The 21955-nt window shown below is 41.9% G+C and carries 19 protein-coding genes; 13 read left to right on the top strand and 6 right to left on the bottom strand.

Annotated features, from left to right (window positions below):
- The first annotated feature begins 100 nt into the window (after positions 1-100).
- The 4 genes from GXP67_RS37220 (at position 101) to GXP67_RS05885 (ending at position 3884) form a co-directional block, all read left to right on the top strand.
- Entirely contained in the window at positions 101-883 is a 783-nt protein-coding gene (locus GXP67_RS37220; protein WP_232064983.1) for a HupE/UreJ family protein, read from the top strand.
- Positions 884-1426: 543 nt separating this feature from the next.
- Positions 1427-2275 (top strand): dipeptidase, encoded by an 849-nt coding sequence (locus GXP67_RS05890; RefSeq protein WP_197901649.1) that lies wholly within the window; start codon positions 1427-1429, stop codon positions 2273-2275.
- The gene (locus GXP67_RS38190) at positions 2218-2508 is read left to right on the top strand and encodes a membrane dipeptidase (RefSeq protein WP_197901648.1); all 291 of its coding nucleotides are present in this window, start codon (positions 2218-2220) and stop codon (positions 2506-2508) included. Before GXP67_RS05890 ends, GXP67_RS38190 begins: the two co-directional genes overlap by 58 nt.
- Before the next feature lie 179 nt (positions 2509-2687).
- A complete protein-coding gene (locus tag GXP67_RS05885; protein WP_162442288.1) occupies positions 2688-3884 on the top strand; it encodes a DUF3500 domain-containing protein in 1197 nt (398 codons plus the stop codon).
- A 287-nt stretch (positions 3885-4171) separates the two neighbouring features.
- Here the strand turns inward: GXP67_RS05885 and GXP67_RS05880 are convergent, their stop codons facing one another.
- Positions 4172-4888 (bottom strand): hypothetical protein, encoded by a 717-nt coding sequence (locus tag GXP67_RS05880; RefSeq protein WP_162442287.1) that lies wholly within the window; start codon positions 4886-4888, stop codon positions 4172-4174.
- 377 nt (positions 4889-5265) lie between these two features.
- Here GXP67_RS05880 and GXP67_RS05875 point away from each other — a divergent pair, with 377 nt between their 5' ends.
- Both GXP67_RS05875 and GXP67_RS05870 read left to right on the top strand, forming a co-directional pair.
- Positions 5266-5760, top strand: a complete 495-nt coding sequence (locus GXP67_RS05875; RefSeq protein WP_162441766.1) for a helix-turn-helix domain-containing protein — start codon at positions 5266-5268, stop codon at positions 5758-5760.
- Positions 5761-5765: 5 nt separating this feature from the next.
- Positions 5766-6359 carry an IS630 family transposase gene (locus GXP67_RS05870; protein ID WP_162441765.1) on the top strand — a complete coding sequence of 198 codons (594 nt, stop codon included), beginning with the start codon at positions 5766-5768 and terminating at the stop codon, positions 6357-6359.
- Positions 6360-6377: 18 nt separating this feature from the next.
- On the opposite strand, the gene GXP67_RS05865 is transcribed toward GXP67_RS05870, so the two are convergent.
- Both GXP67_RS05865 and GXP67_RS05860 read right to left on the bottom strand, forming a co-directional pair.
- Positions 6378-7349 carry a pirin family protein gene (locus GXP67_RS05865; protein WP_232064978.1) on the bottom strand — a complete coding sequence of 324 codons (972 nt, stop codon included), beginning with the start codon at positions 7347-7349 and terminating at the stop codon, positions 6378-6380.
- Positions 7346-8368 carry an Atu2307/SP_0267 family LLM class monooxygenase gene (locus GXP67_RS05860; RefSeq protein WP_162442286.1) on the bottom strand — a complete coding sequence of 341 codons (1023 nt, stop codon included), beginning with the start codon at positions 8366-8368 and terminating at the stop codon, positions 7346-7348. Before GXP67_RS05860 ends, GXP67_RS05865 begins: the two co-directional genes overlap by 4 nt.
- 430 nt (positions 8369-8798) lie before the next feature.
- Here GXP67_RS05860 and GXP67_RS05850 point away from each other — a divergent pair, with 430 nt between their 5' ends.
- The 3 genes from GXP67_RS05850 to GXP67_RS05840 all read left to right on the top strand — a co-directional run bounded on the left by GXP67_RS05850 (position 8799) and on the right by GXP67_RS05840 (position 12360).
- Positions 8799-9122: a winged helix-turn-helix transcriptional regulator gene (locus tag GXP67_RS05850; protein ID WP_232064973.1), complete on the top strand. Its 324-nt coding sequence runs from the start codon at positions 8799-8801 to the stop codon at positions 9120-9122.
- A gap of 333 nt (positions 9123-9455) precedes the next feature.
- Positions 9456-10436, top strand: a complete 981-nt coding sequence (locus GXP67_RS05845) for a ligand-binding sensor domain-containing protein (RefSeq protein ID WP_232064968.1) — start codon at positions 9456-9458, stop codon at positions 10434-10436.
- Between the two features lie 199 nt (positions 10437-10635).
- Complete coding sequence (locus GXP67_RS05840; RefSeq protein WP_232064962.1) at positions 10636-12360, top strand: serine hydrolase; 1725 nt, start codon at positions 10636-10638, stop codon at positions 12358-12360.
- Between the two features lie 247 nt (positions 12361-12607).
- Here GXP67_RS05840 and GXP67_RS05835 read toward each other — a convergent pair whose 3' ends face one another.
- Positions 12608-13708: a hypothetical protein gene (locus GXP67_RS05835; RefSeq protein WP_317170107.1), complete on the bottom strand. Its 1101-nt coding sequence runs from the start codon at positions 13706-13708 to the stop codon at positions 12608-12610.
- On the opposite strand from GXP67_RS05835, the gene GXP67_RS37980 reads away from it, so the two are divergent.
- Positions 13700-14119: a hypothetical protein gene (locus GXP67_RS37980; protein WP_317170106.1), complete on the top strand. Its 420-nt coding sequence runs from the start codon at positions 13700-13702 to the stop codon at positions 14117-14119. The genes GXP67_RS05835 and GXP67_RS37980 overlap by 9 nt on opposite strands.
- 575 nt (positions 14120-14694) lie before the next feature.
- On the opposite strand, the gene GXP67_RS05830 is transcribed toward GXP67_RS37980, so the two are convergent.
- Entirely contained in the window at positions 14695-15291 is a 597-nt protein-coding gene (locus tag GXP67_RS05830; RefSeq protein ID WP_162442283.1) for a hypothetical protein, read from the bottom strand.
- Positions 15292-15379: 88 nt separating this feature from the next.
- Here GXP67_RS05830 and GXP67_RS05825 point away from each other — a divergent pair, with 88 nt between their 5' ends.
- The 3 genes from GXP67_RS05825 (at position 15380) to GXP67_RS05815 (ending at position 18186) form a co-directional block, all read left to right on the top strand.
- Positions 15380-16363 carry a helix-turn-helix transcriptional regulator gene (locus tag GXP67_RS05825; protein ID WP_162442282.1) on the top strand — a complete coding sequence of 328 codons (984 nt, stop codon included), beginning with the start codon at positions 15380-15382 and terminating at the stop codon, positions 16361-16363.
- Positions 16364-17124: 761 nt separating this feature from the next.
- Positions 17125-17760 carry a hypothetical protein gene (locus GXP67_RS05820; RefSeq protein ID WP_162442281.1) on the top strand — a complete coding sequence of 212 codons (636 nt, stop codon included), beginning with the start codon at positions 17125-17127 and terminating at the stop codon, positions 17758-17760.
- A 114-nt stretch (positions 17761-17874) separates the two neighbouring features.
- A complete protein-coding gene (locus GXP67_RS05815) occupies positions 17875-18186 on the top strand; it encodes a M23 family metallopeptidase (RefSeq protein WP_394351960.1) in 312 nt (103 codons plus the stop codon).
- Positions 18187-18346: 160 nt separating this feature from the next.
- Here GXP67_RS05815 and GXP67_RS05810 read toward each other — a convergent pair whose 3' ends face one another.
- The gene (locus tag GXP67_RS05810; protein WP_162442280.1) at positions 18347-21955 is read right to left on the bottom strand and encodes a M1 family aminopeptidase; all 3609 of its coding nucleotides are present in this window, start codon (positions 21953-21955) and stop codon (positions 18347-18349) included.

Raw genomic sequence — 21955 nt, 5'->3', positions numbered from 1 at the left:
TGATTCATCAAGTAACCTGATTCAACGGATGGTTCCCGAGTTGCGTACGTATTTGATCAAGCATATTCGTCCTCAAAGCCCCGATGGATGTTTTTGGGAAGTGCTTGTTGGCGCATTAGAAGTACAGCAAACCCAATATCCGATTAATGGCACTTATCGGGAACTGATAGCACAAGTTCAATTGACTCCTCCTGCCTTGGAGAATGTCCGGCAGTTTGTCTTCCACTATGATGCGGTGCTTCATCAGCTGGTTACCCATAAGATCATGGTATCTATCCGGCAGGATTGGGTCAGCGGTCAACTTGCTGAAGATGCTCCATCGCAAATAGGTATCATTGAACTCGATATTGTATACAACTGGATTCTGCCTCTTTCAGTAAACTTAGAGAAAGGTAGCTTCATGACAGGTTTTCAGGCAATGGTAGAGCTTGGTATCCGACACATTGGGGAAGGCACCGATTGTTTGCTCTTTTTGCTCGTGCTTTTGCTACCAGCTCCATTACTAGTAAGTAACGGACGCTGGGGCCAATTTGGTGGAGTTCGCTACAGTTTGAGACATTTGCTGCTCATTGTAACAGCTTTTACCATCGGACATTCTCTCCCCCTGCTCTTTGGCACGTTAGAATGGTTTCAATTCCCTAGCCAACCTGTCGAAGTGCTGATTGCACTATCTATTCTCCTTTCGGCTGCACACGCTTTGCGACCCTTATTTCCAGGAAGAGAGCCATGGGTTGCGGCTAGTTTCGGTCTCATTCATGGGCTGGCCTTTGCTGATACGCTCACTAATCTGCACCTTGAAACAGGCCCACTCTTATGGAGCCTTTTCGGGGGTAGCAATTGTTGCCCTGGTGATTCCCTGGCTGTTTTTGTTAAGCCAGACTAGTCTTTACAAAGCAGTACGAACCATAGGAGCTTTTCTGGCTGGGGTAGCTGGCCTGGGTCCATGAACGGATTACTGGTGAAGCCAATATAGTGACAGTAGGTGTTGAGTAATTCGCTCATTACGCAGGTTGGTTTCTGTTTGGACTTGCTTTCCTCGCAGTAATAAGTTGGTGGCAAAGCCGTAAAACAGGTTCTGAGTATTTTTCAAAGCAGAGAACTAATGGATTGTTCCCATATAGATTTAGCATATTGCCTGTTTTTTAAGAATAAACCATTGAGATTTATCTTTTTTACTATGATATATCATCAATAATTTTTAAATAATTCTATTTATACCACTACAACAGCCTTTTAAAATCTTACTAACAAAGTTGTTTTATTATCGGTAGTAAATATTTTCCTAACTTTTGATATACACGGTATATGATGAATGAGATAGCATATGTACACTTGTTACCTGCCAACTGAAATCAAACAGGCATAAAAATTAATAGCAACACAAATGATGGATAGTATAAATCAAGCATGGTCATGACGCAAGTTTATGGCAACTATAACAGGTGCAGGAACTGCCATAATAGTTAACCCATTTTCCTCTTGGGCTACTAGTGAAATTGACCCCAAAGTAGCTGCCATTGTTGCCAAAACGATTGCAATTGATACGCACAATCATATCGATGTTCCTTTTAAAACTGAAGAGAACGTTGGCCAAAAATATGAGTTGGCTACAGAGATGAAAACCTCAGGCCTATCGGGTATCTGTATGACCTTTCAGGTTGACCGCCCTAAACTGACGAAAGAAGGAGAAGCTTACAAGCGATTCATTTTAAGTTTAGACCAAATGGATGAAATTTTAAATGCCAATTATATAAAACATGCCCTAAATTTTTCGGATATAAAAAAGGCTCGAAAAGAAAACAAGCCCATTGTTATTCAATCGGTGGAAGGCGGACATTTTGTAGAGGGAAAACTAGAACGGGTAGAAATTGCTTATAAGAGAGGCTTAAGGCATTTAGGATTACTACACGACAATCAATCTTTAGTACCTTTAGGAGACATTTATACCGATCCCTCACAGTTTGGAGGGCTCACCGAATCTGGAGTGAATGTAATTAAAGAATGTAATAGACTCGGTATTCTCATTGACCTTGCTCATTGTAGCAATGAGGCAATTAATGATGCGCTTGAAGTAACAAATAAACCTATTATTATCTCTCATACAGGGCTGAATACCCAAGTTGGTAAAGATGAAAAAATGGCAAAAATGATGATGCCCAGGCTCATAAGTAAAGAACAAGCTAAAATCGTAGCTAATGCGGGTGGTGTGATTGGGGTGTGGACACACCTTGCCGATACCCCCTGGCATATGCTCAACACATTCGTTCCCTGGTAGATGTAGTTGGAGTAGAACACATTTGTATAGGAACAGACACTAAAATCGCTGTTCCTGCAAATGCAAGTGAACCGTTTGGGAGTAAAACAAATAAGGCTTGGACAACCCAAACAGAAGGCTTCTTTTACTCCGTGGTAGAGGCCATGTTAAACTCAGGATTTAATGAGGATGAAATTTCGAAAATTGGAGGTGAGAATTATTGCCGCATATTTGATCAAGCCACAAAGAGGTAGTAAAAGATTCAGGCAGAATAATAAAAAATGGCAGGTAAGCCTAAACTCATCCATCAACCTATGCTTCTCAGCTCTCAGCCAGATCTGGGCACCCAGTATACGGAAGTTATGGGGTCAATACTTGCAAGTGGATGCTTTCCATAATGGGTAAAACTTATATTAAATAAATAGAAGAAAAAATGAAAAAAATAGTGTCACTACTTATCATTACATTACTATTAATAGTAGTAAAGCAAACTAATATAGCCCATGCTCAGCCTAATAATGAACCCTTTCCCGAAAGATTAAAAAGAATAGAAAATGAAAATCTGAATAAACCTTATGAAGGAATAATTACCTCAAAGGGAAAAGAAAAAGGACTGTACCCACTTACCTCAACTGGTGTCACTACAGAGCCTATTAAAAAGGCAGCTGAAGCATTTCTAAAGTCCTTGAGCAAGGATCAATTGCCCAAAACACACTTTGACAGTCAAAATAAAGAATGGCAAAAGTGGTCTAATGTAGACAATGGGTTGTATAAACGGCAAGGGGTCAGTATCAAGGAAATGTCTCAACAGCAAAGAAAATTAGCTTTTGCGCTAATGCAAACCTCTTTGAGTGCCAAAGGCCTGCAACTGGGTAAGGATATTATGAAAACTGACCAAACCTTAAGAGAGCTTAACAATGACAATCCCATTTATGATGAAGAACTCTATTTTTTTACCATTATGGGTAAGCCCTCGATGAATGAGCCTTGGGGCTGGCAAGTGGATGGACATCATCTGGTGATTAATTATTTCATTGTAGGCGATCAAGTGGTAATGACGCCTGTGTTTATGGGTGGAGAACCCATCATCACCACCTCCGGAAAGTATCTAGGCAATACTCTATTTCAAGATGAACAAAACACGGGATTAAAGTTTATGCAATCTCTTTCATCTGAGCAACAAAGGCAAGCTACTTTATCTGAAGAGAAAAGAGGAAATAATATTGAGGCAGAAGCATTTTCCGATAACAAAACCGTGGACTTCCAGGGCTTAGCAACCACAAAGATGACGGAGGCACAAAAAGAGAAATTAGTAGCGTTAACTCATCAATATATTTCTAATATGAGAGAGGGACATGCTAAGGTAAAAATGGAGGATATTAAAAAACATTTAGATAATACCTGGTTTGCCTGGATTGGTAAAACCGATGAAGAGGCCGTGTTCTATTATCGCATTCATAGCCCTGTGATACTCATAGAATTTGACCATCAGTCACCTATTGGGATTAGAGGCCAGGGGCGTGGAGCTACAAGAAATCATATTCATACCATTGTAAGAACCCCTAATGGAAATGATTATGGCAAAGACTTATTAAGACAACATTTAGAGCAACACCACAATCACAAATAGAGTGGTTGCAGATAGAATGATTTTGGAATTTTAGGGTCAGTCCTCCCAGTTTTTCAGACACAAGCCAAGCAGAAAAACTAAGGCTCGCCCCTTTCTTTTAACCCAAAAGAAAGGGCGAAAAAAATTACTGCTTTATTACTGCAAAAGAAGTCTTACTTCTCAGCAAATTAGAGAAAGAAATATTGATTGTATGCCTGAGAGAAATGTTTCGAAAAAAGCGGGAGCAGTGCTGCTTGCTTTTGATATGCAGTCAAAAGCTGGTCTTTTCAGAATCCGGCCAGCACCATTTACGAAAATCCCTCAGGTATAAACCTGCGTTTTTTCCTCAGATAGTCTTGTGAAATTGGTAAGTATCCTTTTTGCCCGATTTGATCATATTGTATTGCATAACTGCCAAGCCTTGCAAGCACATCCTTAAATACACCGATATTGTCTTTGAATAGCACTGCTTCATAACCATCAAGAAAAGCACACACATGGCTATGGTATTCTGCCATTAGACCCTCAATTGTGATAAACTCTCCGAAACTCGAAATGTAATCCTTCGATTTTTGCCACTGACCCACTTTTAATAATTCACAAACATAATAAACCAGCTTAGCCTCATCACGTCCGGAGTGGAACTGAAGGACAGTAGAAAAATTGACTCCATGAAGGATATTGTTGTTAAAGACTTTGAAAAATTCAGTGATTTCCAAATCCATAAACCGGGTATAAGCATCTAAGAGTTCATTTTGTGCCGGTTGTTTGTAAGCATGTTTTTTCAATTGATCAAACAAGGAGAATTGCACGGATAAATAACCTTGAAGCCCTGTTAAGGCATCCATCAGGAGCACATCGGTTTGTAAGAGGCCATTTTCATTGTAAAATCCTTGTTCTTTTACCCTTTGCAAGCAACTAAGCAAGGTCTTGTAATGAGAAGTATACATAGCAACAGCTCTGTCAAGGGGATAAATAATATCAGCATACGCCTTATACGCTGTAGTAGACGTATATTGCTTCACCTGCCCTTGTATGTTTTGGAACTGTGAATGCATACTGCGGTTAAGCTCCTCATTAAATGAATAGGGTTCCATAAGTCATTATTGATTGCAAAGCTACTATAATTACTATCTGGTCTACTCTCTAAATTATAGATACTAAGCAAAAAGACGTTGTTGGAGTCTATTGTTAAGTTGATAGATTGTAAAAGCCTTACTATTAGTCACATAATCTATCCCTTTCGGGTGTCTCAAAAATATAGCTATCAAATCTACTCTCTTTCCATGCTCCACTTATTTGAGGTAAGCGCATTGGCACTACTATCAATTTTCGAGAAAAGTGTAGACATTATACCGAATAGTATAAAGAACCTTCCATAGATGTTATATGTTGATCAAGTATGGGAAGAGTAACCAAAACTGAGCTCATCGAGAGTGCCGAGCAGTTGCTGAAGATGAGCAAAAAAATAGCCCATCCGCTAGCCGGAGCCAGACTGCGGGCTTTTTACCTCTACAAGAGTGGGCAGGCTAAAGCGTATGGACAAATAGCTGCTGCCGTAGGCTATGAGCGTCATGCAGTGGGCCAGTGGTTCCGGCTTTACAAACAGAAAGGGCTGCAAGCCTGTCTTCAGATAGATCCGGGCGGCCACAAAAGGGCATCACAGATTGCAGGTAAAGTACTTGAGCAGTTGAAGGCAAAGCTTGCTGATCCAAACAACTATTTTACTTCTTATAAGCAAATCCATGAGTGGTTGCACACGGCGCATGGCATTGATCTGAGCTATGAGCATGTACATTGGTTTGTCCACCGACAGCTGGGGGCAAAGCTGAAAGTGGTTAGAAAGAGCAACCTGAAAAAGGATCTAGCCTATGAGCAGAAGTATAAAAAAAACTAAACTTGGTGCTCACTTTCCTCTTACAGCGCTACTATGCTCCTTTGGCTGCCAAAGGGGTAGTCAGCCATTGGAAGGTGTACTATCAGGATGAGAGCCGCTTTGGTTTGATGACTGTTTTGAGAAGAGCCATCACCCTTGCCGGCATAAAACCGGTAGGAGCCTATCAGCACCGCTTCATCTACCGCTACTGCTATGGATTGGTAGAACCGCTGACAGGAGATCACTTCTTTATTACTGCCCCACAGGTTAACACGCTTTACTTTGAGTATATGCTTGAGGAGTTTAGCCGCCATCAACCGCAAGTGTTCAAGTTTATCTTTGTAGACAAAGCAGGCTATCACCGGGCAAAAGCCTTGCAAGTGCCCCAAAATATCCGCCTGGTGTATTTACCTTCTTCCAACCCTGAACTCAATCCGGTCGAAAGGCTGTGGGGGGATATGAAAAACAAAGTAGCTTTTCACAACTTCAGCCATGAACAAGAACTGGAAGCCTGGATCACTAATACGGCTAAAAGTTATGGGCAAAGACAGATCGCCTCTCTAACCGGATACCCTTACATTTTAGAAGCCATCAGCAAGATTACAACCTCTATGGAATAGCCTTCGCCCTATTTGGTATTATACCTTGACCTTTTGCTTTTGGTAATCTATTTTGCCGTAATCGCCATTGTAAAAATCTCTGTAAGCATTGGCGATCTCCAGCCTGGAGTTCATCACAAATGGACCTTCAGCGGCAATAGGCTCCTGGTAGGGCTCTCCGCCAAACAATAAAAAGTCACAAGCCTGCTGATTATCGTTTCTTAATTCTATAGTTCCCGCCTTTCTGTCGAATTCTATGAAATCACCAGCATTGAAGGATTCGGCATTTATAATTGCTGGCAGAAGGGGCAAATAAGCGGCAACTTCTATGTTATCGGCAAACAGGGTTGCGAAACTGCCTCCTGGCTCCAAATGGATGTGGTAAAGAAACTGTTTTGAATAGTTCGGAATTGCAGAGTTTAATTCTTCAAAAGAACCAACGATCACTTTGATCCATCCTTTTCCATCTAGTAGTTCTTTATAGGGGACATCCCTGCCTTCAATAGCTAAGTAGGAGGGTTTTTCGGCTTTGATTTTTGAGGGCAGATTGATCCAGAATTGAAAGGCATGAAGCATTTTGGAATCAGTTCTGGAATCATACTTAAGTGTTTCATCATGAATGATGCCATTCCCGGCATTCATCCATTGCACGCCTCCGGAATGCACCATAGCATAGTTTCCTGCGCTGTCAAAGTGTTCGTCCTCCCCATTCAGGATGTAACTTAACGTAGCAATACCGCGGTGCGGATGAGCGCCAGTGCCTTCTTTATTGATTTTAGTTTGGAATGTTGGAACGATATGGTCTAAAAAAACAAACGGCCCGACCGCGTCAGCGTATCTGTTGGGAAGTATCCGGTATATGATAAGGTCTCCAATATCTGCTCTTTGACCCTGAGATGAAAAACTGCTTTTCTTTTTCATTTGATTATTAATTGTGTGATCGTTTAGTTCTTGTATATAGTAAGACCGAATAGACTGCCTTGCAGGAAAGCTGATGTCTTCTTTTTTCAACCATTCTTCCGGATTTGTGGAATTACTTCAGTGCCAATTAGTTCGATAGATTGCTTTAACTGCTGGTGGCTAAGTCCTGCATTATCCATCTGAAATGTAAACCGATCCACTCCTCCCAGTGCTTGGCTATGCCGTAAAAGCTTTTGAGCAACCGTTTCTGGCCCACCTACAACGAGTACACCTTTTGGGGCTATCAGACTATCGAACTGACCTCTGGTTACCGGCGGCCACCCACGCTCCCGTCCTAATTTCGTCCACAACTGAGCATAGCCCGGATAATAATCAGCTATTGCCGAGCGGTCATCCTTCCCTACGTAACCAGGTGAATGAAGTCCTACCTTGAGTTGATCAGGGCTGAAACCTGCTTCCTGACCCGATTTCCGGTAAAGATCGATGAGCGGCCGAAAACGTTCGGTCTCACGACCAATAATAGCGACCATTAAGGGAAGGCCTAGCATACCGGCACGTACAAAAGATTGTGGTGTTCCGCCCACACCTACCCAGACAGGTAACTTTTCCTGAACAGGTCGCGGATAGACAGGTTGATTCTGCAGTGCGGGCCTGAATTTTCCCGACCAGGTAACCAGTTCCTGATCCCGGATCTGCAGCAGCAATTTTAATTTTTCTTTGAATAAGGCATCATAGTCATTCAGGTCGTATCCGAATAAGGGATATGCTTCGATGGCAGAACCCCGGCCAACCACGATCTCGGCACGGCCTTTTGAAATTATATCCAAGGTGGCAAAACTTTGAAAAATACGCACCGGATCTGAAGTACTTAGTACAGTTACAGCACTGGTTAGCCGGATTTTTTTCGTAAGAGCCGCTGCCGCTGCTAGTATGACTGCAGGCGCAGAGTCCAGAAATTCTTTTTTATGATGTTCGCCGATCCCGAATATATCGAGCCCAGCCTCGTCGGCAGCAACTATTCTATCCAGCAGTTGTTGCATGGCATCCTGGCTGCCCAGCTCTTTGCTTCCATACATGGCAGATGCGAAACTATCTATTCCTATTTCCATATTATTACTCTCCTATTTTATTAAATATAAACTGTTTATCTTCACTTACATCTTTTATAGATTGAATCTTTACCTGCGATAAAGGGTATACAACTCTTTGATTTTATCTATAGAATCTGCAATAAAGGGCCTATGTGATACAATGGGAAGTTTTTGAGATTCCCCTGCATAAAGCACCAGCTCGGCTCCATTCGCTGAGGCTTGAAGCCCAGAAACAAATTCGTTGATAAACCCGCAAGTTTGAACATGGCAGCTCCATACTATTTTTCTGTTTTCTGTTTTTATAACACTAAACCTATTGTAATTTGCTTACAAAATGTGACCACTTTACAAAAGGTAAGTAGTTACCTTTATGTAAGTAGCTTGTTCAACAATTATGGAAAAAGAGAAGAAAAAACCTAAATGGAGACCTGAAGACGACAAGCAATGTATGGCAAGACTAGCCGGCATTGGAGATGCGTTGTATGCCATTGGAGGGAAATGGAAGCTACAGATCATTGTTGCCCTTACAGAGGGAGTAAGTCGCTTTAATGAAATACAGCGAACCATCACGGGCATATCCTCAAAAGTGCTGGCTGCCGAGTTAAAAGAATTAGAGTTGAATGGATTCGTTAAGAGAACTATTATTGCTCAAACCCCTGTAACAATAGAATATAAACTGACAGATTATGCCTTAACCCTTCATCAGGTTCTGGATGCATTAAGTGACTGGGGTACTAAACATCGGGCTAAGATTAAACAAGAGATGAAATAAGATGCGGCTGCACACATAGAATAAAGTGCCAGGCTTTCTGTTTTACTGATAGAACCCAAGGAGTGAAGCTTAATTGGATTATGGACTGCCGTCTTAATTTGAGTTTCAAGAAAGGGAAGTTAGTGTAACTCATTCCTACCATTTGCTTTTTTATACTTACCACTTCTGGTGGTATCTGCCCATATATTTGCCAGATGCAAGTTTAAGGAAATCATTTTTCTAGGTTGTCCCAAACAACTTTTACTTTTTATTAACATTCTTTTACAAGCTCTTAACTAGTGCCTAGTAAAAGAACATTAAGTTTGTTCAAACTTTTTGGTACTAAAAAAGAAAATGATGAACTTCCTGCCCATTTATGCTTTGTTGTTACCCTTTATTTTTTACACTTCCTGTCAAGGACAAAACAAAACCCACCTACTAACAGATACTATCAAGTCCGAAACCAAAGACACAGTCACTTCCCAGGTGCCTAACAGTATGGTTCGGAATATAAAGCAAGCTAGAAACGGAGACATTTTGATTGCCTCATGGAAGGGTGTTTTTAGATACGATGGAAAATCGTTTACCAATCTAACAAGTAACATACCTTCGCCCAGCTTCTGGGATGTTGTGGAAGATCGAAAAGGAAATCTTTGGTTCGCTTCCAGAGATTCAGGTGTCTATTATTATAATGGGAAATCCTTCCAACATTTTACAACAAAGGATGGGCTTGCCAGTAATGTAGCTCTTCATATTTATGAAGATAAAACCGGTAATATCTGGGTCGGAGCAAGCCGTTACGATGGGAGATCTTTTCGAAATTTTACCACAAAAGATGGATTTCCCAGTAACAGTATTCGTTTACTCCTTGAAGACAAAACCGGTAAGCTTTGGTTTGGTGCACAAGGAGAAAATATGTTCGTTTATGATGGAAAAACATTTACCGTTTTAAAAAACATAGATGGCAAAGCGTTTAACAACGTTTGGTCGATAATCGAAGATAAAAAAGGAAATATTTGGTTCGGTGCCGATGGTCTTTGGAGATATGACGGTAGTACCTTTACTAAGGTATCGGAGAGAGGTGCTTATGCTATCATCGAAGATAAAAAAGGAAACATCTGGACTACCGGTGGAGTAAATTCGGGAGCCTGGGCACTTTCCCGTTATGATGAAAAGTCCTTGTACAGTAAAAAGCCAACTGTAACCGAAATAAAGTCACAATCAGTAATGCTTTTGGGGATTTTAGAAGATACGAAAGGAAATATTTGGTTTGGCTCTGGTGGTGGAGTGTATCGGTATGATGGAAAAACCATCACGGACTTTAAAAATAAATAGAGTCAAAAGTAATGTGTATAGCCGGCAATTTGAAAAACCCGAACCTTTAGCGACAAGCCAGGGACAACAATCTAACCATCCAACTTTCAAAATAAAATTATGAAAAAAAAAAGCGACTCTTTTAATATCGCTGCTCCTTATACTGTTTGTATCCACTGAAAACTTTGCCCAATTAACGTCTCAAAAAATTGATTCACTAGTGGAAAATGCCCTGGTAAAGTTGAAGGTAGCTGGCGCAGCTGTAGCCATTGTTAAAGATGGTAAAGTAATTCACCAAAAAGGGTATGGGCTTACTTCTGTTACAACAAAAGAAAAGGTCAATGAATACACCAATTTTCAGATTGCATCAAATACCAAAGCATTTACAACGGCTGCACTTTCTATTTTAGAAGATGAAGGCAAACTAAAATGGACCGATAAAGTAAAAGACCAACTGCCTGAATTCAAAATGTATAATGATTATGTAACCGAGAACTTTAACATACAGGACCTGTTAACGCATCGCAGCGGACTCGGATTAGGTGCTGGCGATTTGATGTTTTTTCCTGATGGTTCCGACTTTACCATGAAGGATGTGTTGAGCAGCTTTCAATATTTTAAACCTGTTTCTGCTTTTCGAACCAAATATGATTATGACAATTTGCTCTATATCGTGGCAGGGGAAGTAATAGCCAGAGCCAGCGGTATGAGTTATGACGCATTTGTCCAAAAACGAATCATCGAGCCTTTACAAATGAAAAATACCTTTGTTGGCAGCCTGATGAAAGACAAAAGCAACCTGGCAACACCGCACTCATCAGTGTCCGGATACATAAAAACAATTGACGCTCAAAATGTAGGAATGGGTAGTGCTGCCGGCGGAATATTCTCGAATGTGGCAGATATGTCAAAATGGATGCTGGCTCAATTAAACAGAGGCAAGTATGGAGCTGATTTAAAAACATCATTATTTTCTTTGAAAAACCACAATGAAATGTGGCGGTTACATACTGTTTTAGAAACCAATCGGTTCCCCAGATATAATTCTCATTTTAACGGCTATGGTTTAGGTTGGTTCTTAACCGATGTGAAAGGAAATTTAAAAGTATCGCACACGGGCGGTTTACCGGGTATGGTATCCGAGGTAACTATGTATCCCGATTTAAATTTAGGAATCGTCATATTAACCAATTCAGATGAGGGTGGCGCACTTTTTTCGGCAGTCTCAGGTACTATTGCTGACAGTTATTTAGGCTTGGACGATTTTGGTTGGACGGATAAAATAGCAGGATGGATGCAATATCAAAAGAATATGAGTGATGTAGTAACAAAAAAGGTTTGGGAAAAAGTTGAGTCAGCAAAAAAAGTAAAAGTAAAAAACGAAGATTTTATCGGAATATATGAAGACCCTTGGTTTGGAAAAATTGAAGTGTTTGAAAAAAATAAAAAATTATGGTTCAAATCTTACCGCTCTCCCAAATTAAATGGTCCTATGGATTTTTACAATGCCAATACATTTGCTATAAAATGGGAATATCAAGCTATGAATGCCGATGTATTGGCGATGTTTTCATTGGATGAAAAAGGCAAAGCCCAATCCATTAAAATGAAAGGCATTTCGCCAAATATTGACTTTAGTTTTGATTTTCAGGATTTGGACTTACAAAGGAAGGATGACTTTAAGGCCTATGAAGGATATTATAAGTTTCAATTTGAACCGGGTAAAAACGAGTATATAAAGATAATAACCAAAAATAACCATCTGGTTTTAATTGAAACATGGAATGGAGCAGAAATTACTTTTGAGCAGAAGTCCGAATTGGAATTTTTTAATGATTCAAGAAATTATCCGCTAAAGTTTACTAAATCCAAAGAAGGTGCCATTACTCAAGTTCTTGTACACAATAAGGATTTATGGAAAAAGGATAATGATTATAAGCCATAATCATTATCCTTTTTTAGCTATAATGGAAGTTAAGTACAGAATTGTCAAAGCCATGGCAAGTTGGTTATTGATCGATCAAAATGGGATGTCCGTTATAGATCAGGAAAGGTTTATGATAATGGAATTTTCCTGTAAAAGCGTATTTAACCTTTAGATTCTGGAGTTTCAAAATAGGGGGATATATATTAACCACTCTTTTTCGTTTTTAGTAAAAACAATAGGTATGGGTATATCTCATTAGATTCCCTCATTGAACGGTCAGTTTTACATTCCTAAACATGAATCTATTGTCGCTGATACGCAGGGCTTTGCCACTGGCCGTAGTCACATGCCTGAGCATGATTTCTCTACTGATCACATAAGGAAACTGCTCCTGATAAGAATCATCGGTCATATGGGTATTAAAATTGGAGAAAATAGCCGGCCCCTGGTAATTTTCCCCATAGTTGGAATCATCGATATGAAGATTTTCAATGATAATCCTTTCCGGCATGTAGCAGGTATAGCCGAAATTATGCTGCCCCGAATTAGATCCACCGATTAGAGAAGGGCTGCCTTGTTTGCCACCTGCCGGTATAAATAGACAGTTGCGGATCACCACTTCCCCTTGCCAGGTGCTACCATAGTCGGAGCGCAGATTGACAAGCGTATTGCTGCGGATCGTACTGTTCTCAACGGTTAACGTTCCACTGCCGATGGCGTTGATGCCCATGTGGCCCAAGGTCGAGTTGCGGATGGTGGCGTTGGCCACTCCCATGTGGGCATCAAAGCGTGAAAGCACACAACCCTCATAGAGCATATTCTTGCAGTAGTTAGACCCCAGAATACCCCAATAGGTGCGGTCATTGATGTCATTGGTCTGGCTGCAGTTGATAAAAGGTACATTCAGGGCACGGTTGGCCGAAATGTCGTAAGAGCCCATCGAAACGGGTGTTCCGGCTGCCCCAATAGTAGTGTAGGTTTTGTGGCCGGTCAGCAGGGTATTCCTTATGGTTACATAGGCGCAGTCGCTGATGTTTAGAAAGCCGCTGTAGGGAGCACCCTGCTCTCCTTCGCCAGTAATGCGATGTTCGAGCCCATCAATCAGAACATGGGAGCGTTTGATTAAGATATTGCGGCTATAATAGGTATACTTGGATTCTGCTCTATTGGCGATTGTAGTAAAGCGTCCCCCGGTGATAGTGAGTGGCTTTTCGTCAATGGGAAGCACACTGACTTCGGTGATCTGATCAAAGTCCCAGATGACAGGAGCTTTCATATCTACCTTCCCATTTTTATCCACCAGAAAAATATCCGTTTGTGCGGCTCCATTGTTTTGGTTGGGTCCAAAGCGGATGTAGTGCTGCACATAGGAATTGGTGACGGTGACCAGACAGTGTCCTGGGAAGGTGGCCTCGATCTTTTCCTGATTCCGCTTGAGGGAAGTTATTTCTTTCAACTCAAACGGCTGCAGACTGGAACTGACCAGGAAAATGGAGGCATTTCGGTTTTGTACCTTTGTATCGTCAATGAGGAAGGAGGCCGTTCTAAAATCGGTATCCGTGCGGATTACAGCCGTGCGCTCCTTACCACCGATGTAGTAGGTAGCCCCCTCATCCGCTTTTACTGGCAGACCCTGCCTATTAGCGAAGGCATGAACTGCAGCAATAGCGTCCATATCATCACTCTTCCCATCGCCCCTTGCACCAAAGTCACTATAACTGACCCATCCGCGAGTCTTAAACTTATGCGCATCTGTTGGGGAGACATTCACCTGTAGTTGCCCGTTTTGGTTAGTGTGGACCCCGGTTTTCTGCTTCAAAGAGGTGATAACTACTTCTTCAGATAAACTTTCGAACTGTCCCACTGCCACGGTAGCCTTAAGCATTAAGAACAGACACCAAAGGAGGCAATTCAAAAGAGATGGTAGTTTTAAAGAGATGTTAAGTTCAAGTGGCTTGTTCATGAGTTTACATTTTAAAGTATTTTCTCTTCTGCATTTCTACATATTATGGATTATATATCATACTAACTTGTAAATTATTTAAGAGTAGGTCAATATAACCTTTCTAATACATGCATACAATAAAATTCATTGTTGGAACATTGGTAAGTAACTCGAAGAGTTGTCCATCTTATCCACAAACAAGGTAGCTAGAACACTGTGCGCTAATAAGTCGACAAGTATCAATTTTTAAGGTAGGTGAGTATACAGGGTATAAAATGAGTTAACCTGAAAGGGTTATTAAATTAACTGCCCCTCAAGTAACTCAATCAAATGTCTAATTCTGTATGTATTTGTTTTAAATTTTGTAATCAAAATTCATGTTCCTATACCATGTGAATCTTTGCTTCCTATTTCTCTATTTTCCCAATCAGCCATAGCAAAACACTGCATTCGAAGATCAGAGTAAAGGGGATAACAGTGAGATTCTTAAGAAAGAAAACTACAGGTGTAGGGGTGGCAATCGGAGATAGTAAGTGCAGCGCTTTTAACTCCAAAAGTACTTGTTGGCTATGGGCAAGCCAGTTGATACTGTAGTTAGTTACAAATGCGAGTATACTGAAACCAATCAGATTCCATAGCAAAGCTGGCCAGCAGGCTCTAAATCTTTGGCTCATCCTTTGCCATACTTGTTTTCGCTGGTTTTTTTTGATGGTGAAAACACGTAGGCAACGCCTTAGTCCCACTTTCAGGCTTCCTTGTCCAAGGATAAAAATCAGCATCAGTACCCGGGATAATTCTGTCGAAATTTCCAGCAGTACGTATGCTGTAGAGGAAATCTTGCCAGCCGCTCCCATCTGAAAAGCCCGACCAAGTGCTGCCACTGCCATCAGTGCCAGCAGGGGAAGAAAATGAATTCTGTAAAAACGGAAGCTCACCCCTAATAACCCCAAAATACGGGGCCGGGAAAATTGTACTACTTTTGTTGTCTGGTGTGGATATGTCATAGTTCGATTCGTTGTCTAGGACAAAAATCGGTTGTGGGTGTGTTTTTTTTAGTATATATTCAGGAGAAAAACGTACAAATCCAGGAATATGCCCACGCTGGTGAGAAATAAACAGGACGGTGCCCTAGTGCATACAAATGATTACCGTCCTAGCGATTTTTACCAAGAGTCGGTCGATGAGAAGATGCACTCAATACGAACGCCAGCTGGAGAGCTTGTGCTGCAACAATGGCATTTTGAAGGAATTCGTATCGGCTACAGCCAAAGCGTAGTCCACCTACCAGCGCCACTGTTCTGGCAGGGTGATATGGAACTGGTACAGCTACTTTTCAACCTCAGAGGGGTCAGCACTTTTGAGGGGACGGTATTGGGAGACCTGAGTTTTCGCCCCATGCAGCATACCCTGTTTTACTCCAAGGGGTTCGAGGGTATTTTACAAGCAGAAAAAGGCATCCACGAGTCGGTGGTCATTCAATTCGCCAAAGAGTCCTTCCTGAATCTAATGGAAGAAACTACTGAGCCATTCAGGCGCATGGGGGAAGCCATCGCTAAGGGTAAAGCAGTCAAAATCGCTCCTCATCCACTGCCCATTAGTCTGCCCTTGCAAACCATCCTTGCCGAGATAATTAGTTGCCCCTATATGGGAAAGATGAAACGGATCTTCCTTTATGCTAAAACCATGGAAATCCTGATGCTGCTGGCGGAAGCCTATCAAAACTACGCCCTGCATCAAGGTGAAGGCAATCTTCCCGCGGCTGATAAGCAGCGGATTATCTTTGCCCGGGATTACCTCATCGAGCACTTGCAATACCCACCCACTATTCCTGAACTTTCTAAAATTGTGGGCATTAACGAATGTAAGCTGAAAAAAGGATTCAGAGTGCTCTACCAACAGAGCCTGTTCAGTTACCTGACTGACTACCGCATGGAGATGGCCAAAGCAGCCCTGCTGGAAAAGCAGAAAAACATCAGTGAATTATCTTACGATCTAGGGTACTCCTCCCCGCAACACTTCAGCACAGCTTTCAAAAAGAAATTTGGGATAGCTCCTAGTCAGATTAAGAAGAGATAAAGCACGTTTGTTTAGAGTTCCTGCTTCCTTTAAAAATGTGTCGTTTGCGCAACAACTGTTGATGGAGGGGGAGGCACCACCCTCCATCAACAGTTGTTGCCTCTTATACCAACTTGACAAGAGGTGGGAAATGCGAACTAAAAACATGGGTGGCGTAGTGGTCAGGCTCCATGATTTTGGAGAGAAGACAAGGACAAAGATCTATTCGAAGCCTAGGTCTAGTTGCAATCAGTGGTAGTTTCAGTAAAGGAGTAGTTAATTTAACCTCTCTTTTTTGATAACTCACATTTGTTATAACTTTGGATTCCTTCTTAGGTTTCCATTCGACTCTTGTATCAATAATTGTAAGAAGAAAAGGGACATTTTTGTCAACCAATTTCTTGTGAAGAAGATTGATTTCAGCACATCTGTTATTTACATTCTCAACTGTCTCTTTATCAATCGCCTTTTGAGAAAAAGCACAATAAGTAACCTCTCCAGCTGAGTGACCCAGAGCAAACAAAAACTTGATCGTAATCTAATATGAATGTGATTCTAATTTAAGAATTGGACTTATGTGGTTAGAACTCTGATATAACTATATTATGAATTTTGCCCATTCTAAGGAGGTCATTGTAAAATTTAGACATAATATACCACCGCATATAAAAGTATAGCAAGAAGAGAAACTATTAGTAAAGACCTGGTTAGATAACTAATCAAAACAGAAATAAAATGATGGCTAAATTAGCAACTATCCGATGAGCCGGTTACTATGTTTCATGGCTGTTTCTCTTAGCTTTGTTTCTTATATCATGGCACAGGAGAAGATAAGTATATATCCGGCACAGGTGTATATAGAGCAAACCCCTCACCGGCAGTATATCCACTTTGATTTTAATCTGAAAAACATCACGGCAGATACCCTTACCTTGCGTCGCCTCCAGCTGAGGGCAGTAGATGTTTCCGGGAATCTTACCACACTAAATGAAGTTGGCTTAAGCCCTAGTATTCATACCCTGCCTCATCGGCAGGTATTGCCGGGTGGCACGCTGAATTTGTTTAATCATTCTTTTTATAAATTTGAACCCGATGTTCAGATAGGTTTATTATATAATGCATTTACCTTCAGCAGTACTGCCGGCACAGAAGCTATTGAGCATATTACAGAGATAAAGCCTGTATACTATAGTTCCAGAACGGCGCTTTCCTTCCCGCTTTCGGGGCCTGTACTTGTAAAAGATGGACACGATTTTTATGCACATCACCGCAGGATTGACCTGACTCATCCGGTGGCATCGCTGATAGGGATACAAGCTAACGCTGGCTTATCTGCTATAGACCTGTGCCCGGTGGATGAACACACAATGCTTTATAAAAATAAGGGCCAGACAAAAGAAGACTGGTTTGGTTATTGAGCTATTGTAAAGGCACCGGCCACAGGAAAAGTTATTGCTATATGCGATACCGTCATTGATAATCAACCAGGCGCTATTGGCCTGGATTATGCCAGAGTAAAAGGAAATTTGTGGATGCTGTCGGAAAATTATGTAGTGATTGACCATGAAAACGGAGAAGTCAGTCTGCTGGCACATTTACAACAGGTAACAATAGTGGTGCAAGAAGGACAGTTGGTCAAGCAAGGACAGCAACTAGGAAAAGTAGGTAACTCGGGAAGTACACTTGAGCCACATCTTCATTACCAGCTGATGAATGGTACGGGGAGCCATGCGCAGCCACTGCCTATGTACTTTACAACCATCCGTAGAAAGACCGGCAACAGGACCTTTGTTTATAAACAAACTTCTTTGCAAACCGGAGAACAGATTATATCTGGAAGATAAGACGCAACATCGGGTTTATTAAGCAATAAGGTAGCTAATAAAAACGATGAAATATACTATCGTTTAGGATAAAGCTGATTTGTTACAATTGAGAATTGAAAATCTATATTATGAAGTTATAGAAATTATCTCTTTTTCAATACTTCAAGTATAGACAATTTTACCTTTCTTCAATCACTCGGCCATTGTTATCAGGCAACCTGTCAGCTATTTTGTAAAAGGGATCTATACTTGCAAATGCTGGCTTTTTAGAGACTATAATGATAATTGTGTTGGTGCCACTCTTGAGCAGATGCTTCTTAAGATACAAGGGAATCTGATTTTCAGCAGACTGCTCGGCATTGGAAAACAGTCCTACATCGAACCACATTTGCAGTGGAACTTCCGTTTCTTTGCCCAAATCAGAGGATTGGAACTGCTGGGCAGAAACCGACAGAGTCACTTCATAGCCATCATCCACCTTTCTTACTGATGCCTCTGTAAGCTTTATTTCGTATAGCATGATCTTCTCAAATAGATCGGTAATTAAATCCTGATGCTCTTTCCCTGCTACAGCACGCAGTTCATTCATTAGATCCCTGGATGTTGCAAAGGGAGCCGGCTTGAAAGCAAACTTTGATAGAAAGCTGCGCAGAGCCCGGTTCACGGCTTCTTCCCCAATCTGCTCCTGCAATACATACAAGGCCAAAGCACCCTTATTGTAACTAATATAGCCCTGGTCTTTAGTGTATACTACCGGTTGTTCCTTTCTCTTATCCCGGCTACGGGCAAGCAGATAATCCTTTTGCAGCTTATTTGTGATCTTGTTCACCAGATCCGGACCGGGATGTTTCTCATCATATTGTTTATAAACCATCAGGGTAGAATATTGCGCCAGGGTTTCATTGAGCATTTCTCTGCCCTGCATTTTCGCCCCAGGAGCCTGATCTCCCCACCACTTATGTGAAAGTTCATGGATGGTAGCATAATCAATATTGTGCCAGCTAGATAGATCCGAGGTCCATCCTATGGCCTCCGAATAAGCGACTCCACCACCAGGAAAGGACTGAGCAGCCATACGGTAACGGGGATATTCCATCATTCTAAACTGAGAATAAGGGTAGGGTGCAAACTCCCGGGTAAAGTAGTCCAGTGAGCGTTTGGTGGTAGCAAGCATTGCTTGGACATTAAAGCTATGTTTGGGGTCATAATATACTTCAAGATCTATTTCTTGTTTACCATTGGCCCATTTATCCCTGGCGATTGCATACCTGGCCGAAGTGAAGTAAAACTTTGGCCAGGTTGGGCGCTCGGAAACGTACTTAAAATAATGGCGGCCTTGCAAGAACCACTCGCGCACTAATTTTCCGGGGGCTACCGCTACCTGATCTGCTGATGTACTCACGATAATATGGAAATTACAGCGGCTGTCTACCCCATACATGAGCTTATCAAGAAATTTTGCATCACTCAGCGCCGGAAGCCCGGCTGCTTCGCTAAGGCCAAATTTGCGACGTAAATCATTATCTGAAAGCTTTCGTGTATCATCAAACCCGGGTATGGGCATTATATTCTCACTGCTTACAAAGGTACCGTTCTCCACCACCTCCATGTCAGGGTTAGCATTAGTAAAGCCCCGGTTCTGGCGGCTCAGGTGCCATCGCATGGTTACTTCTGCTCCCGGTGCCAGAGGTTTATGGGGTTTGAATAAGAAGAATCCCTGAGCAGTATCGGACTTTATTAGCTTGACACCTTCGATACGAATATCCTGGACTTGCATACCTGGCTGTACAGAGATGACAAATTCAGGGATGGAATAACTCTTATTGTTGGTGAGCGTTGCAACGCCATGTGATGACAAACTCCGCTCCTGTGGATAAATATCGACTGCCATATCAATATCGCTGTAAGACGGGACAGGCTTATTTTCATATACTCCGTACGCATGTTCATAATCCGCCTGCATTTGCTGCCGGTCCTCCGCTGTCTGGTAGGTATTAAGTATGTTGGTATTATAGAAAATCCAGCTTCCTATTCCTACAAATCCAACACAAAAAAACATCACCATCGCAATAGCAAGTCTATCTATTCTTGACAGGGCTAGTTTTGTTCTTTCCCGGAAAGATGTATATACGCCACGTGGATATAAGAAATAGCCAAGCAGTATCAGCAGGACACAGAAACACCCCCAGTAACCGATTAAGGCATATACCTGCCGGCTTACGTGTCCAAAACCATTCATGTCTGAATAAGTTAGCTGTGGAAGGGCAAAACGGTACAGGATATGTTCGAAGCCTAAAGCCTCCAGACTAAGCAATCCGACGTTGAGCGCAAGAAGCAGCAACATACCCAGCCATTTGTTTGAAACAATGATCTGGATCAGTATGGCCATTACACACAGCATGTAATAATAGAAACCGTTAAAGACAAAGACTGTACGCAGGTAAAGGCCAAGCTCCAGGTGGGTATACCCATCAATTAACTGAAGGGTGATGGTTGTCAGCATCATAGCTATCAGCAGTAATGTAACGAGGGTGCACAGGGCAAGCAGTTTCGATAGTGGCAATACCCAGCCAGGGAATGGCGAAGCACTTACTATTGCATCAATCCCCGATTCACGTTCTCTATGCAGGAGTATACCCGAATAATAGATGGAAATAATGATAATAAGATCCAGTAAACTGTAGCGGAAAAAGTCTACTAAAGAACCAGTCAGCGGATAAAGCGGCGTGTTCATCAGCGGACTAGTGTGGGCGTTGTACTCACTTACCATGGAAGTAACGCCCAGCAGAAGAATGATGAGAAATAGTGGACTCTGCAGCAGATAAAAGAGATCCATATGCAGTTGCGAACGCAATGGAATGAAGGCAGTACTCATGGAAGAAAATACTGGTACTTTCTTTATAGGTTCTTGTGTGTAGGGTGTTGAAATGGCAGGTACATACGGTGTGATTGTTTTTTTTCTAAGTACCAGGCTTAAAATCCAGGATTCTGCCAATTCAAATTGAAAGTGCTTCATGCTCAGCAAAAGCAGGACAAAAGAGATGGATAGCCAGAGTAGCCTATTTTTCAGTAAAGGTACCCACGGAAAAAGTTCGTTGAGTTCTGTTACTGTCAGGTTGCGGCTGGCAGCATTAATGGTAAGGGTGGCAGAATGATCCACCATCGCTAATGCGCCTGGACCATTAATGGTGTTGAGTGTGAAGTTTGCCAGTACTAAATCTGTAGTCATGAAGACAAGCGCCAGGGCAATGGTGGCAGCAAGTGAGCGGGTCAGGCTAGCTATGCTAAAAAACAGCGCACTCAAGATCAGCGTGTTTGGGAGAACTATAGCAATGAAACAAAACAGAAAAGGCGATAGGGAAAAGGGCGCTACACGATCAGGGTCTAACCAGGGCATCAGAGATCCGGCCAGTGAACCTAGCAAGCCAGACAAGCCCAGTAGCATGGCCAGCAGCCATGCAGCACTAAACCGTCCACCCAGATATTGCCACTTTGCGATGGGCTTTACAAACAGAAGTTCTGCCGTAGCGCTATCCTGGTCGCGCAGCAGGGCACTTGCTACAAACACAATAATTGGAAGCATGCCAAACACAGTAAGGGTAGTTTCCACCACAGCTATTGCATAAGCACTGTTGATATAGGCCTGCGGATGGGCCCACAACGATATGCCGGTGGAAGTAATGCTGAGAAAATGAATCAGGAAAAATAAGATCAACCCTGCTATTACAAAGGGCGATTTAAGCTGCTGACGCAGTTCAAACTGCAGTATCTCCAAAAATATACTCAT

It is taken from the genome of Rhodocytophaga rosea (genome assembly GCF_010119975.1).
Classification (GTDB): domain Bacteria; phylum Bacteroidota; class Bacteroidia; order Cytophagales; family 172606-1; genus Rhodocytophaga; species Rhodocytophaga rosea.
This window is presented reverse-complemented; position numbering and strand designations above follow the sequence as displayed.